The following is a 14,140-nucleotide window of genomic DNA, read 5'->3' as shown; positions in this document are numbered from 1 at the left end:
ACCACCACCATAGGAGCGCTCGTGCCCCGCCGCCTCTCGGCGCGGAGATTCGAAACAACACACGAAAACCACACGTTGGGGTGAAGTCACCTCTGGTGGCTGACGGTTCACTCTCGGTGCGTAATTCTTGCCGGGTCCCAAGCTCGTCTCTCACGGGAGTCTCACCCTTGAACAGCGTCAACTTCCGCAGACCTGCCCGCCGTTCGGCCGCCGTGGCGGCCGCCGCCGTCCTCGCCTCCGGTCCCGGGGCGCTGGCCGGCGCGGGCTCCGCGCACGCGACCGACGAGCAGGGGCGCGCGAGCGCCGTCGTCCTGCGCACCGGGCTCGATGTGTCCCTGCTCAACAAGACCGTGAACGTCCCGCTCGCGGTCTCCCTCAACGAGGTCCAGGCGCCGCAGAGCGCCGAGAAGACCGCGCTGACCGCCCAGTTGGACGGTGTCGACGGGGGAAACCCGTTCACCGTGCTGCGCGCGGACGTGGCGCAGGCCAAGGCGACGGTGACCGCCGAGAAGGCGGAGGGCTCCACGCGGCTGGCCGACGCCCAGCTCCACGTCCCCGGTCTGCCGCTGCTGTCCCTCATCGAGGTCGAGGGCATCACCTCGACGGCGACCTGCGCGGCCGGGAAGGCGCCGGTCGCCGATGCCAACGTGCTGGGTGCGGTGACGGTACTGGGCAAGCGCGTGACGCTCACCGCCGGTGGCCCGACCGACGTCACGGTCCCGGGCGTGGGCGAGGTGCGCCTGGACCTCTCGCAGCGGGAGACGACCTCCCGTACGGCAGCTGCCACGGCCCTCGAACTCAAGGTCTCCGTCAACCCGTTGAAGCTGAACGTCGCCGAGGTCGAGGGCACGCTGACGCTCGCGAAGGCGACCTGCGAGGCGCCGGCGGCTCCTGCGGAGCAGACCGCGTCGCCGAGCGCGGATCCGGCCGGCGACGTGAAGCCCCAGGGTGCGGCCGCCGAGTCGGGTCTGGCCGAGACGGGCGGCAGCTCGATGACTCCGTACATCGCGGGCGGCGCCGTCGCGCTGCTGGCGGCGGGCGGGGGAGCGGTGGCCCTGGCGCGCCGCAGGCGGAGCTGACATAGACGAGGAGTGGAAGCGTTTTCACTCTGTGGCCCACGTCGAGGCGCCTGCCCTGACGTGGGCCAACGCCTTTTCTGTGTCAGGGCTGTTGACTGTCGAATGAAAGCGCTTTAACTTCCCCTCACGCCGATCCAGAGACATGAGGGGGAACCGTGGCCGTTGTTCGGCGAAAGCGCTTTCACGAACGGAGCCGAACTCTCTTCCTGCTCATGCTGCCCGGCCTCGCCTACTTCCTGCTGTTCCACTACGGCGCACTGGTCGGCAACGTCATCGCGTTCAAGGAGTACGTGCCCTTCGACGGCCTGTGGGGCAGCCCCTGGGTCGGACTGGGCAACTTCCAGCGCATGTTCGAGGACGGGGCCTTCTGGTCCTCCGTCGTCAACACCCTCTGGATCGCCGTCCTCCAGCTGGTCTTCTACTTCCCGGTGCCGCTCGCGCTCGCCCTGCTCCTGCACAGCTTGACGTGGAGCACGGTCCGGCGCTTCGTGCAGTCGGTGGCGTATCTGCCGCACTTCATCTCCTGGGTGATCGTCGTCGCCCTCTTCCAGCAGGTACTCGGCGACACCGGACTGCTCAACAGCACCCTGAGCGGCGCCGGGCTGCACACCGTCGACATCATCGGCAACCCGGACGCCTTCAAGCCGCTCGTCGTCGCCCAGGTCATCTGGAAGGACGCCGGCTGGGGCACGATCATCTTCCTCGCCGCGCTGTCCCAGGTCGACGAGCAGCAGTACGAGGCCGCCGCGATCGACGGGGCGGGTCCCTGGCGGCGCTTCTGGCACGTCACCCTGCCCGCCATCCGCCCGGTGATCGTGCTGCTGCTCATCATGCGGCTCGGCGACATCCTCTCCGTCGGCTTCGAGCAGATGCTGCTGCAACGCGACGCGGTCGGTCCCGAGGCCGCCGAGATCATCGACACCTTCGTCTACTACCAGGGCATCGTCGGCGGCGACTACGGATTCGCCGCCGCCGCGGGCCTGTTCAAGGGCGTCATCGGCGCCCTCCTCGTCTACGCCGCCAACAAGGTCGCCCACCGCCTGGGCGAACAGGGGGTCTACAAGTGAGCGCATCCGCACGGCCGGGCTGGCTGGAAAAGCCCCGGCCCCTCACCCAGGCCGGCAAGGTCCTCGCGCTCGCCACGGTCGTGCTGCTGGTGTGCGTGCCGTTCCTGGTGATCGTCTCTACGTCGCTGGCCTCCACGGACGAGGTCGTTGCCAACGGCGGCTGGGTGCTGTGGCCGACCGAGCCGTCCCTGGACGCGTACCGGGACATCCTCGACGGCGGCATCGTCACCCACGCCCTCGGCGTCAGTGCCGGAGTCACGATCGTCGGCACGCTCCTCAGCCTCGCCTGCACGGTGACCCTCGCCTACGCGCTGTCCCGCCCCGGTGTGTTCGGCGGCCGGCCGGTGCTGCTGCTCATCCTGTTCACGTTCCTGTTCCCGCCCGGCATGATCCCCAGCTTCCTGCTGGTCAAGGAGCTGGGCCTGCTGGACAACTATGCCTCCCTGGTCCTGCCCGTCCTGGTGAACGTGTTCAACCTCGTCGTCCTGCGGGGCTTCTTCCAGGGCATCCCCGAGGAGCTGTACGAGGCGGCCCGCCTCGACGGGGCGGGGGACTGGCGGGTGCTGTTCTCGATCGTGCTGCCGCTGTCCAAGGCCGCGCTCGCCGTCGTGGGCCTGTTCTACGCGGTGGCGTACTGGAACTCCTGGTTCTATGCCTCGCTCTACCTGGAGAGCGACCACTGGCCCCTGCAACAGGTGCTGCGCACCTATGTGGTGGCCGGATCCGGGCTCACCGACGCGACCACCGGCGAGGCCACCATCACGGCCCCGCAGACCGTGCAGATGGCGGTACTGGTGATCGCCACCGTGCCGATCCTGCTCGTCTACCCCTTCCTGCAGAAGTACTTCACCAAAGGCGTGCTCACCGGCGCCATCAAGAGCTGACACCCCATCAAGAGCCGCATCCAGAAAGGTCGGTCTCCCATGCCCCGCATGTCCCGACGTACCCTGCTGCGTTCCCTGGCCGCCGGTGGCGCCGCGGTCTCCGTCCCCGGTCTGCTGACCGCCTGCTCCTCCTCCGGCGGCGACAGCGACGTCTCCAACGCGGGCAAGAAGCTCGCGCCCTGGCCCGCGTACAAGCCCGCGACCGGCCCCGAGCCGGACCTCGCCCCCACGCAGGCGGGCGTCCAGGCCGGCTACACCTCCTACCCCACCGACCTGGTCAGGTCCGTCGCCCGCACCCCGGGCGACGGCTCCACCATCAAGGTCATGTCGGTCTCGTTCGGCACACCCCCGAAACCGGCCTCCGCCAACCGGTTCTGGGCCGCGGTCGAGAAGGCCCTCGGCGTGAAGATCGAGTACACGATCGTCTCCCAGGCCGACTACCAGAAGAAGATGGCCACCGTGATGGCCGGCGACGCCGACTCCCTGCCGGACGTCATCAACCTCTTCTCCGGGTTCGTGCTGCCCCGCGAGGCCGAGTTCGTGCAGCGACGCGCCGAGGACCTCACACCGTTCCTGTCCGGCGACGCGATCGAGGCCTACCCCAACCTCGCCAACATCCCGACCCACGCCTGGCAGGACATGGGCCGTATCGGCGGCCGCCTCTACGGCATCCCCCTGGAACGCCCGCTGCCCGGCTCCACCCTCTGGATCAACCAGGGCATGTTCACCGACGCGGGCATGAAGGAGGGCTGGACGTCCGACGACTTCACCGCCGTCGCCAAGCAGGCGACCAAGGGACGGACGTACGCCCTCGGCGCCGCTCAGGGCTCCCTGTTCGGCAACGCCGTGCACTCCGCCGCCCACAACGCGCCCCAGGGCTGGGCCGTCACCAAGGACGGCACCTTCCAGCCAGGCTGGGCCGACGAACGCTACAAGGCGGCCATCGCCTTCCAGGCGCAGCTCCGCAAGAACGGCTCGTACCACCCCGACGCCACGTCCATCTCCCAGATCGACCTGACCACGCTCTACTACAACGGCACCGTCGGCTCCATGCAGGACGGCTTCGGTGCCTACCTGCCCAAGTACCAGGAGTCGAAGGGCAAGCTGACCCCGGCCGCGGCACTGCCGTACAGCGTCGGCGGCGAGCCCGGCGGCATCGTCGCCGCCCGCCGCTCCTTCGGCTACACCGTGCTGAAGAAGGCGAAGAAGGAACGCATCGAGCTGCTGCTGCGCATCCTCGACTACCTCGCCGCCCCCTTCGGCAGCCAGGAGTGGGAACTCGTCCACTACGGCGTCGAGGGTACCCACTTCACCCGCGGCAAGGACGGCTCGCCCGAGCCCACCAAGCTCGGCGAGGTCGAGAACAACACCAACCTGCCGCTGAAGTACCTCGCCGAAGGCCCCCAGGTGCTGTTCGTTCCCGGTATGCCCGACGCCGTACGGGCCCTGCACGCCTGGCAGCAGAAGGTCGTCCCGCACGCCATCCGCAACGCCTCCTTCGGCCTGCAGTCCCGCACGAACAACGCCCAGGGCACCACGCTCAAGGCGCTCCTCGACGACACCGTCACCGGCATCGTCGCGGGCCGCATCCCGCTGTCCGAATGGGACGCGACGGTGAAGCGGTGGCGGGACCGGGGCGGCGACAGAATGGCCGAGGAGCTCGCGCAGGACTACGCGGCCAACACCTGAAGAACCACTGGCAGGAAGGGGAGACGCGGCGGATGGGGAACGACATGGGCGCCAAACGGCGGGTCACGATCCGCGACGTCGCCGAACGGGCCGGCGTGTCCATGGCCACCGCGTCCCGTGCGCTCAGCGGCAACCACCCGGTGCCCACGGCGACCAGGGCCCGTGTGCTGCGCGCCGCCCGCGACCTCGACTACGTCGCCAACGCGCATGCGCGGGCGCTGGTGGGCGGCGGCCGGAAGATGGCCGCGGTCGTCGTCCGCCAGGTCACCAGCCCCTTCTATGCCCAGGTCGCCGAGGGGGTGGAGGCGGAGGCCGCCGACCGGGGCTGGCTGTGTGTCGTCGGCGCGACCGGCGGGGATCCGCAGCGCGAGATGGAGTTCGTGCAGCTGATGCGGGAGGAGGGGGCACGGCTGGTGATCCTGGTGGGCGGGGTCGTCGAGGACGACGCGTATCGCTCGCGCGTGGCTCACTATGCGCAGGCCCTGGACTCCTCCGGGGGCCGGCTTGTGCTGTGCGGGCGACCAGCGCCGGATCCTGACATCCCGGCGCTGGTCGTCGAGTTCGACAACGAGGCGGGGGCGCGGGCGATCACCGCTCATCTGCTGTCCGCCGGTCACCGCAGGATCGTGTTCCTCGGCGGGCTGCCCGGCAACACCGCGCTCGACGCCCGCGTCGCCGGGTATCGGGCGGCGCTCGCCGAGCATGGGCTGCCGCGGAGCGCCGGCCGCGTGGTCGACTGTGGGCTCGGCCGTGCGGCCGGGCTGCGTGCGATGACCGAACTGCTCAAGGAGACGCGGGAGTTCACGGCCGTGTTCGCGGGGGACGACATGGTCGCTGCGGGGGCGCTCCGCGCGATTGCCGATGCTGGGCTGAGCGTCCCCGATGACATCTCTGTTGTCGGGTACAACGACATTCCGCTGGCCGAGGATTTCAATCCGCCGCTCACGACCGTGCGTACTCCTGCGGAGGAGCTTGGTCGTGCCGCTGTGCGGATCGCTTTGCGTGATCCCGAGCAATCCGGGGGGAACCATCATCTGCTCGGTACGCACATTGTTGTGCGCCGTAGCGTCGCTTCGCCGGGGGCGCCGTAGGCGACTGCGGGTAGTTCGTGGCTGGTCGCGCCCACGCGGCGGAGCCGCATATCGATGCAGCCCCGCGCCCCTGTAGGGCGTTGCACCCGCCTCCGACTGGAGAGCGGGCCACCCGACAAAGGAGGATCCAACCCCCTATGAGCGCCCCGTATGTGTCGCTCCCCGACCCTACGCGACTGCCCGAGCTCGATCCTCTCCTCTCGCCGATCACCGGTTGGACCCGCGCCCACTGGGAGGCAATCGCGGATCGGCTGCTCGACGGGCTGTTGCCGTATGCCTCGCCGGGGTTCGCGCAGTACCGGCTGCCGGGGCCGCCCAGCCATTCCGGGCCCTGGTCGGACGGTCTGGAGGGCTATGCGCGTTCCTTCTTGCTCGCCGCCTTCCGTATCGCGGGGTCGGGTGGACGGGTCGGCCCGGCTCTGATCGAGCGGTACGCCACCGGACTCGCCGCCGGCACCGACCCACACGACGGGGAACACTGGCCGCCCATCACCGACCGAGCCCAGCCGATGGTCGAGGCCGCCTCCATCGCCATCGCCCTGCACGAGTCCCGGCCGTGGCTGTGGGAGCACCTCGACGACCGCGTACGCGAGCAGGTCACCGACTGGCTCGGCGGTTTTGTCGGCGCCCGTGCCAACGACTCCAACTGGCGGCTGTTCCAGGTCATCACCGAGGAGTTCCTCGCGTCCGTCGGGGCCCCGCACAGCCGGGCCGAGATCGACGCCGGGCTCGCCCGGCTCGACGACTGGTACCGGGGTGACGGCTGGTACACCGACGGCGACGGCCGGAAGTTCGACTACTACAACGCCTGGGCGCTGCATCTGTATCCGGTGCTGTGGGCGCGGATCGCGGGCCCGCGGGCGGACCCGGAGACGGTGGCCCGGCATCGCGCGCGCCTGCGCGAATTCCTCGCCGTCCACCAGCACTTCTTCGGCTCCGACGGCGCCCCGGTCCACCAGGGCCGCTCCCTCACCTACCGCTTCGCCACCACCGCCCCCCTCTGGGCGGGCGCGCTCGCCGACGCCACGCCACTGCCGCCGGGCCGCACCCGCCGCCTGGCCTCGGGCGCACTGAAGCACTTCGCCGAGCGCGGGGCGCCGGACGAGCGGGGCCTGCTCACGCTGGGCTGGTACCGGCCGTTCCTCGGCGTGACCCAGCGGTACTCCGGCCCCGCCTCCCCGTACTGGGCGAGCAAGGCCTTCCTCGGTCTGCTCCTGCCCGCGGACCACCCCGTGTGGACGGCGCCCGAGGAACCGGCCCCCGTGGACACCACGGACGTGTGTCTGGCCCTGCCCGCACCGGGCTGGCTGCTGCACTCCACCGCGGCCGACGGGATCGTACGGCTGGTCAACCACGGCAGTGACCGGCTGCCGCCCCCGCCCGCCACGGCCGAGGACAGCCCGCACTACGCAAGGCTCGCCTACTCCAGCGCCACGGCCCCCGAGACACCGGGCCCCGACAACCACCTCGCCGTCCTGGCCGCCGACGGCACACCGTCCCCGCGCGGCCGTATCCACCCCCTCGGTGCCGAGGGCCGCCGTGCCGCCTCCTGGCAGGCCGGCGGCGGCCATCGCATCGAGACGGTCAGCGTGGTGAACGGCCCGTGGGAGGTGCGGGTGCACCGTCTCGACGTACCGCCCGGCACGCCGGTGCGCGAGGGCGGTTGGTCCGTGGCCGACGACACCGAGCCGCCGGTCGCCCGCACCGGACCCGGCTGGGCGCTCGCCCGCCGCGCCGACGGTCTGACCAGCGCGATCCTCGGGCTGTACGGCTGGAGCGGTGCCGACGGCACGGTGGCGCAGGCCGTCGGGACCAATGCCTGCGGACACCACTCGGCGACGCCTGTTCTTCAGCGGCCCGACGGCGCCGGCCTGTTGGTCACCCTCGTGGTGCTCAGCGCCGATCCGCACGCTCTGCGCAGGGGCGCCGGCGCGACGGTCGACGCCGACGGAACCGTGGAGATCCGCTTCCCGGACGGCACCCGGGAGCGGGTGCCCCGGCTCAGCGGTCCGCCCGTGTCATCGCCTGCTCCAGCGCCCGGAGGAACGAACTGACCGTCGCCCGGTCCCGGACCGCCAGCCGCAGCCACTCCTCGCCCAGCCCGGGAAAGGTGTCCCCGCGCCGCACCGCGTACCCGAGGTCGCGCAGGTGCCGGCGTACGGCGGCGGCTCGCGGCAGCCGTACGAGGACGAAGGGCCCCTCGGCGGGCTGCACGACCTGCAGTCCGGCGATCCCGGAGAGCCCCGCCACGAGGTGGGCCCGGTCCGCGGCGATGCGGTGCGCGGCGTGTGCCGCCTCCGCCAGGGCCTGCGATCCCACGCACGCCTGAGCGGCGGCCAGCGCCGGCGTGGACACGGGCCACAGCGGCTGGGCGCGTTCTAGGGCGCCGATGGTCTCCGGGGACGCCAGCACGTATCCGATGCGCAGCCCCGCGAGCCCCCAGGTCTTCGTCAGGCTGCGCAGGACCACGAGCCCGGGAACGTCGGTCCGCCCGGCCAGTGCCTCCCGCTCACCCGGCACGGCGTCCATGAACGCCTCGTCGACCACCACCGTCCGCCCGGGACGGGCCAGTCGGGCGATGGCGTCGGCCGGGTGCAGTACCGACGTCGGGTTGGTCGGGTTGCCGATCACGACCAGGTCGGCGTCCTCGGGCACCGCCGCCGGATCCAGCCGGAAGCCGTCCTCCTCGCGCAGCAGCACCCGGTCGACGGTGTGGCCCGCGTCCCGCAGCGCCGCCTCCGGCTCCGTGAACTGCGGATGCACGACGACCGGCTGACGGACCTTCAGGGCACGGGCGAGCAGCACGAAGGCCTCCGCCGCACCCGCCGTCAGCAGCACGCGGTCCGGTGCGAGACCGTGCCGGGCCGCCACCGCAGCCCGAGCGGAACGCCCGTCCGGGTAGGCCGCCAGCCCACCGAGCGACCCGGCGATCACCTCCCGCAGCCACGCGGGCGGTGTGCCGGCGCGCACGTTGACCGCCAGGTCGACCAGCGACCGTCCCCCGTCCCGGACCTCGGCGTCCCCGTGGTGCCGCAGGTCGTGCGCATCGCCCTCAGTGCGCATGGGAGTGGGCGTGTCCGCCGTGGTGGTGCCCGTGATGGTGGTGACCGTCGTCGTCGGGGTGGTAGTGCGGCTGCTGCGGCAGTCCCACCTTGTCCTCGAAGCCGGGCAGCGCGATCCGGTACACGCACGAGTCGCAGTTCATCCGCAGGTCCCCCTGCACCGCCTCCTCGTACCGCTCCATCACCAGGTCCAGCAGCTCGGGCTCCGGCCCGATCACGTCCGCCGAGCGCACCTCGACCTCCGGGTGCGCGGCCGCCCAGCCCTCCGTCTGCATCTGCACCCGGTCCGGCAGGATGCCGGTGAACAGGAAGTACGGCAGCACGACGATCCGCCTCGCCCCCAGCCGCACACACCGGTCCAGCCCGCTCGGCACGTCCGGCGCCGCCAGCGACACGAACGCCGTCTCGACCCCGGCGTACCCGCGCCCCTCCCACAGCAGCCGCGCCGCCTTGTGCACCTCGGCGTTCGCGTCCGGGTCCGTCGACCCCCGGCCGACCAGCAGCACGGTCACGTCGGCCCGGTCCCGCGGGCTGCGTCCCGAGGTTCCCAGCGCCTCGTCCAGCCGTCGCTCCAGGACGCTCAGCAGCGCCGGGTGCGGGCCCAGCGGACGCCCGTAGGAGTACGAGATCCCGGGGTGCCGTTCCTTCTCGCGGGCCAGCGCCGCCGGGATGTCCCCCTTGGCGTGGCCGGCGGACACCAGCATCAGCGGAACGGCGGCGAACCGCCGTACACCGCGCTCCACCAGTTCGGTCACGGCATCGCCCAGCGGGGGCGGGGACAGCTCGATGAAGCCGCCCGCGACGGGCAGGTCGGGGTGGCGGCGGCCCAGCTCCCGTACGAAGTCGCGGAACGCCTCGGCCCCGGCGTCGTCCCGGGTGCCGTGACCGGCGATGAGCAGGGCGGGCGGCGGGGTGGTCACTGTTTCTCCTCGGAATACGAAGTGGGTTGGTACAGCAGGGCGTTGAGCGCGGCCGCGGCGACCGCGGAACCGCCCTTCTCGGACACGTTGCTCACGGCGGGCAGTCCGCTCTCCCGCAGGGCGGCCTTGGACTCGGCCGCGCCGACGAAACCGACGGGCAGACCGATGACGAGCGCGGGCGCGGCATCCAGCGTCAGCAGCTCCTCCAGGGCGGTCGGCGCGCAGCCGATCACCCACAGGGCGCCGGGGCCGACCTCCTCGTAGGCCAGCCGCACGGCGTGCGCCGAACGCGTCAGCCCCGGCCCGGACTCGGCGTCCTTCAGCCGGCAGACGGTCTCGCGCCGGGTGATCCCGGCCGCCACCATCTCAACGTCGACGACGACCGGGGCCCCGGAGTGCAACGCGGTGTACGCCTTCGCCAGGTCGCCCTCGTCCATGACGAGGTCGCTCGCGTAGTCCAGGTCGGCGGCGGAGTGGATGACCCGCTCCACCACCGCCCGGGTCAGCGGCGGGAAGTGCGAGGTGTCCAGGCGGGCGCGCAGCCGCCGGAACGACTCCTGCTCGATCGGGTGGACCACACGGTTCACCGGGCCTCCTCCTGCCAGCGGTAGCCGCGCGGCGTCACCATGCGCCCCGCGATCTCACGGGTGGCCGTGTTGCCGACGGTCACGACCGTCATCATGTCGACCGTCGCCGGGTCCAGCGCGGCCAGGGTCGTCAGGCGGCTGGTCTCGTCCGGCCGCGAGGCGTTCCGTACGACACCCACCGGCGTCGTCGGCTCGCGGTGCTCGGCGAGGATCGCCAGCGCCTTCGGCAGCTGCCAGTCGCGGCCCCGGCTGCGCGGGTTGTAGAACGTCACGACGATGTCCGCCTCGGCGGCGGCGCGCACCCGGCGTTCGATGACCTCCCAGGGCGTGTGCAGGTCGGACAGGCTGATCGACACATGGTCGTGCCCGAGCGGCGCCCCGAGGATCGCCCCGGCCGCGAGCGCGGCGGTCACCCCGGGCACGCCCACGACGTCGATGTCGGCGCCCGCCTCCGCCAGCGCCGGTGACGCCATGGCGTAGACGCCCGCGTCGCCGCTGCCGATCAGCGCGACCGCGTGTCCCTTCCGGGCCTCCTCGACGGCCGTGCGCGCCCGCTCCTCCTCGGCCCCGAGCCCCGACTCCAGGATCCGGGTGCCGGGCCGCAGCAGGTCGCGGATCTGGTCGACGTACTGGTCGAGCCCCACGAGCACGGAGGCGCGCCGCAGTTCCGCCTTCGCGCGCGGGGTGAGCAGATCGCGGGCCCCCGGCCCGAGCCCGACCACCGCGAGCCGCCCGCGCCCCGGCCGCCGTACCACGGCACAGGTGGCCATGGCCGACTTCCGCTTGGGCACAAGAAGTTCGCCTCCCCGTGCGAGCGCCGACGCCTCCGCGACGGACGGTGTCCCGACGGCGGCGAGCGGCGCGTCGGAGGGGTTGGGCACGTCGACCTGCGCCAGCTCCTCGGCGGAGTACGTCACCAGGGGCACGCCGAGCCGCTCGGCCGCCTCGACGATTCCGGGTTCGCCGGCCTTCGCGTCGACGGTGGCGAGTTCGGCGACGCTCCGCGGGGACAGTCCCGCCTCCCACAGGCTGCCCTCGATGAGCCCGAGGACCTCGTCGACGGGGGCGTTCCTGGAGGCGCCGACGCCGACGACGAGGGACGGCGGGCGGAGCAGCACCTCATGCTCCGCCGGGTCGGTCGCCCGGTCCGTCAGACGGATGGTGTACGACCCCTCCGCCGCGACCGGCAGGGGAGGCAGGGGCCAGGCCACCTCTGCCCGCAGAGCGACCGGTTCGCCGTCCAGCAACGCCCGCGACACCGCGGCCACATCGCCCTCCACAGGCAGGCCCAGAGTGTCCAGCCCGGCCAGTCCCGCGGAGTCGGTCGCCGTCGTCACCACGGGCTCGGCGCCCAGCAACTCCCCGACCTCCCGGGCGAGTTCATTGGCGCCACCACCGTGCCCGCCCACCAGCGAAACAGCGAACCGCCCACTCTCATCCACGCACACCACACCGGGATCGGTCTTCTTGTCCGACAGCAGTGGCGCGACCAGCCGTACCACCGCCCCCGTCGCGAGAAAACACACCAGCTGCTCGCATTCCGCGAACGCGGCCCGCACGGCGCCCCCCACGGGACCGTCGTACACCCGCGTCCGGTCCGGCCACGCCGCGGCCAGCCGGTCCCGCGCCACCGCCCCCGCCGCGGTGGCGGAAATGAGGCCGATCACTGGGCAACTCCTTCAGGACAGGCTTGAGGCCTCGTGCCCCACAGCAGAAAAACGGGATTGGTCGCCGCGAGCCGGGTCACGTCCCCCGGCAGCGGCGCCAGCCGCGACGACTGCAGCAGCACGCCGTCGCAGTCGAAGCCGGCACCGGTGAGCGCCTCGCGTGCCGCCGGCACCCGGTCCAGCGCGGCCATGGCGATGACCACCGCCCGCCGGGCCCGCCGCGCACACGCGGTGACGACGGCAGGCAGTTCGCGCCCTCCGCCGCCCACGAACACCGCGTCGGGATCGTCGAGACCGGCCAGGACATCCGGCGCCGCCCCGTGCACGACATGGACGTCGACGCCGTGCGCCCTGGCGTTGGCGCGGATCCGCTCGACCCCGTCTGCTGCCTTCTCGACCGCGACGACGGCGGCGCCGAGCCGGGCGCATTCGACGGCCACCGAGCCGGAGCCCGCACCGACGTCCCACACCAGGTCGCCCAGGCGCGGCCCGAGCCGGGCCAGGGCCAGCGCCCGCACCTCGAACTTGGTGATCATCGAGTCGCGGTGGGCGAACCCGGCCTCGTCCAGCGCCCATCCGCCGGGCCCTGCGGGAGGCCCGGCGACCGTCCGTACGGCACCCGGCGCACGGGTCTCGTCCAGGCACAGCACGACACTCACGGCCGTACCCCAGTCGCGCGCCGCGGCCTCGGCGGGCGTCACCCGCTCCACGTGCTCCCGCTCCGGATCGCCCAGCGCGGACGCGACGACCAGGACGCGCTCACTGTGCAGCAGCGCGGCCCCCAACTCGGCCGGACCGGCGCCAGGTCCCGTCAGCACGGCGACCTTCGGCCGGGCCCGGCACACGTTCACCGCCGTCCGAAGTTCCCGCCCGTGCGCGCTGACCACCACGGCGTCGTCCCAGGGCAGCCCGATCCGCGCGAAGGCGGCGGCGACGGACGAGACGCCGGGCCGCACGTCCAGCCGCCCGGCGCCGAACCGCTCCGCAAGCGCCCGGACGATCCCGAAGAACCCCGGATCCCCGGAGGCCAGCACGACCACCGGCCGGTCCTTGGCGACGTACTCCTCGATGGTGTCCAGCGCGGGCGCCAGCGGCCCGAGCACGATCCGCTCGGCGCCCTCCGGCAGCCGTACGGCGTCCAGATGCCGCCGCCCGCCCACGACGAGCTCCGCCCCGGCGGCCACGTCGTCCGGCGGCGCGGCCCCCGTCCCCGTACCGACGACGGTGATCATGTGCTCGCACCCCGCTCGCGCAGCGCCCGGCGGGCCTCAGGGTCGGCCTTGCGGTAGCCGTGGAAGTGACCGGGGTGGTACAGGTGCGAGCGGGTGCCGTGCGCGTCGAGGGCCGGACCGACCAGGAACAGGGTGTGCTTCCAGAGCTTGTGCTCCTTGACCGTCTCCTCCAGCGTGCCGATCGTGCACTTCACGACCAGTTCCTCCGGCCATGTCGCCTGGTAGGCGACGACGACCGGGGTGGTCGTGGGATAGCCGCCCTCCAGCAGCTCCCGCACCAGCTGCCCGCTGCGGGCCGCCGACAGGAAGACCGCCATGGTCGTGCCGTGCTTGGCGAACTCGCGCACCTCCTCCCCGGGCGGCATCGGCGTCTTGCCGCCGCCGAGCCGGGTGAGGACGACCGACTGCGCCACCTCCGGGATGGTCAGCTCCCGCTGCGCGAGCGCGGCCACCGCCGAGAACGACGACACACCGGGCACGATCTCGGTCGCGATACCGACCTCGGCGCACCGGTCGAGCTGCTCCTGCGTGCCGCCCCACAGCGCCGGGTCGCCGGAGTGGATGCGGGCCACCTGCAGGCCCTCGGCGTGCGCGCGCTCGTACACGGCGACCACGTCCTCCAGCGACATCGTCGCCGAGTCGAGGATCTCCGCGCCCTCGCAGGCGTGCTCGAGGACCTCCGCCTGCACCAGGCTCGCCGCCCAGATCACGACATCGGCCTCGGCGATGGCGCGCGCGGCACGGAACGTCAGCAGATCGGCGGCGCCGGGGCCGGCACCGACGAAGGTCACCTTGCCGGTGGGGGCATCGGCCATGGGAATCGGTCCTCTCCTACAAGTCCTACGAGTACTGCGGCTGGTGA

The 14,140-nt window shown here is 72.4% G+C and carries 12 protein-coding genes; 6 read left to right on the top strand and 6 right to left on the bottom strand.

Annotated features, from left to right (window positions below; genetic code table 11):
- Nucleotides 1-167 precede the first annotated feature (167 nt).
- From StrepF001_RS05925 to StrepF001_RS05900, 6 genes are all read left to right on the top strand, one after another.
- On the top strand, nt 168-1,079 hold the full coding sequence (locus tag StrepF001_RS05925) for an SCO1860 family LAETG-anchored protein (protein WP_129797189.1): 912 nt from the start codon (nt 168-170) through the stop codon (nt 1,077-1,079).
- Between the two features lie 212 nt (nt 1,080-1,291).
- Nucleotides 1,292-2,146 carry an ABC transporter permease subunit gene (locus tag StrepF001_RS05920; protein WP_129797188.1) on the top strand — a complete coding sequence of 285 codons (855 nt, stop codon included), beginning with the start codon at nt 1,292-1,294 and terminating at the stop codon, nt 2,144-2,146.
- The gene (locus StrepF001_RS05915; protein ID WP_129797187.1) at nt 2,143-3,030 is read left to right on the top strand and encodes a carbohydrate ABC transporter permease; all 888 of its coding nucleotides are present in this window, start codon (nt 2,143-2,145) and stop codon (nt 3,028-3,030) included. Before StrepF001_RS05920 ends, StrepF001_RS05915 begins: the two co-directional genes overlap by 4 nt.
- 39 nt (nt 3,031-3,069) lie before the next feature.
- Nucleotides 3,070-4,719 (top strand): extracellular solute-binding protein, encoded by a 1,650-nt coding sequence (locus StrepF001_RS05910; RefSeq protein ID WP_129797186.1) that lies wholly within the window; start codon nt 3,070-3,072, stop codon nt 4,717-4,719.
- Between the two features lie 44 nt (nt 4,720-4,763).
- Entirely contained in the window at nt 4,764-5,810 is a 1,047-nt protein-coding gene (locus StrepF001_RS05905; protein WP_129797522.1) for a LacI family DNA-binding transcriptional regulator, read from the top strand.
- Nucleotides 5,811-5,947: 137 nt separating this feature from the next.
- Nucleotides 5,948-7,864 (top strand): DUF2264 domain-containing protein, encoded by a 1,917-nt coding sequence (locus StrepF001_RS05900; protein WP_129797185.1) that lies wholly within the window; start codon nt 5,948-5,950, stop codon nt 7,862-7,864.
- On the opposite strand, the gene cobC is transcribed toward StrepF001_RS05900, so the two are convergent.
- From cobC to cobM, 6 genes are read right to left on the bottom strand one after another with little or no spacing between them, the layout of a single operon-like run.
- On the bottom strand, nt 7,812-8,873 hold the full coding sequence (gene cobC / locus StrepF001_RS05895; protein WP_129797184.1) for an Rv2231c family pyridoxal phosphate-dependent protein CobC: 1,062 nt from the start codon (nt 8,871-8,873) through the stop codon (nt 7,812-7,814). The two genes, StrepF001_RS05900 and cobC, sit on opposite strands and share 53 nt — an antisense overlap.
- Entirely contained in the window at nt 8,863-9,792 is a 930-nt protein-coding gene (locus tag StrepF001_RS05890; RefSeq protein ID WP_129797183.1) for a sirohydrochlorin chelatase, read from the bottom strand. The genes cobC and StrepF001_RS05890 overlap by 11 nt, the downstream gene beginning before the upstream one ends.
- On the bottom strand, nt 9,789-10,379 hold the full coding sequence (locus StrepF001_RS05885) for a precorrin-8X methylmutase (RefSeq protein WP_129797182.1): 591 nt from the start codon (nt 10,377-10,379) through the stop codon (nt 9,789-9,791). The genes StrepF001_RS05890 and StrepF001_RS05885 overlap by 4 nt, the downstream gene beginning before the upstream one ends.
- The gene (gene cobJ, locus StrepF001_RS05880; protein ID WP_129797181.1) at nt 10,376-12,046 is read right to left on the bottom strand and encodes a precorrin-3B C(17)-methyltransferase; all 1,671 of its coding nucleotides are present in this window, start codon (nt 12,044-12,046) and stop codon (nt 10,376-10,378) included. The genes StrepF001_RS05885 and cobJ overlap by 4 nt, the downstream gene beginning before the upstream one ends.
- Entirely contained in the window at nt 12,043-13,278 is a 1,236-nt protein-coding gene (gene cbiE / locus StrepF001_RS05875; RefSeq protein WP_129797180.1) for a precorrin-6y C5,15-methyltransferase (decarboxylating) subunit CbiE, read from the bottom strand. The genes cobJ and cbiE overlap by 4 nt, the downstream gene beginning before the upstream one ends.
- A complete protein-coding gene (gene cobM, locus StrepF001_RS05870) occupies nt 13,275-14,093 on the bottom strand; it encodes a precorrin-4 C(11)-methyltransferase (protein WP_129797179.1) in 819 nt (272 codons plus the stop codon). The genes cbiE and cobM overlap by 4 nt, the downstream gene beginning before the upstream one ends.
- Nucleotides 14,094-14,140 lie beyond the last annotated feature (47 nt).

Source organism: Streptomyces sp. F001 (assembly GCF_004187715.1).
Lineage (GTDB): Bacteria > Actinomycetota > Actinomycetes > Streptomycetales > Streptomycetaceae > Streptomyces > Streptomyces flavusporus.
The sequence above is the reverse complement of the archived record's forward strand: the minus strand, read 5'-3'. Positions and strand labels throughout refer to the sequence as shown.

Excerpts from the sequence above, each read along its gene's own strand:
- StrepF001_RS05905 (WP_129797522.1), top strand. The coding sequence starts at position 4,764 with ATGGGCGCCAAACGGCGGGTCACGATCCGCGACGTCGCCGAACGGGCC.
- cbiE (WP_129797180.1), bottom strand. The coding sequence starts at position 13,278 with ATGATCACCGTCGTCGGTACGGGGACGGGGGCCGCGCCGCCGGACGAC.
- cobC (WP_129797184.1), bottom strand. The coding sequence starts at position 8,873 with ATGCGCACTGAGGGCGATGCGCACGACCTGCGGCACCACGGGGACGCC.
- StrepF001_RS05920 (WP_129797188.1), top strand. The coding sequence starts at position 1,292 with ATGCTGCCCGGCCTCGCCTACTTCCTGCTGTTCCACTACGGCGCACTG.
- cobM (WP_129797179.1), bottom strand. The coding sequence starts at position 14,093 with ATGGCCGATGCCCCCACCGGCAAGGTGACCTTCGTCGGTGCCGGCCCC.
- StrepF001_RS05900 (WP_129797185.1), top strand. The coding sequence starts at position 5,948 with ATGAGCGCCCCGTATGTGTCGCTCCCCGACCCTACGCGACTGCCCGAG.
- StrepF001_RS05910 (WP_129797186.1), top strand. The coding sequence starts at position 3,070 with ATGCCCCGCATGTCCCGACGTACCCTGCTGCGTTCCCTGGCCGCCGGT.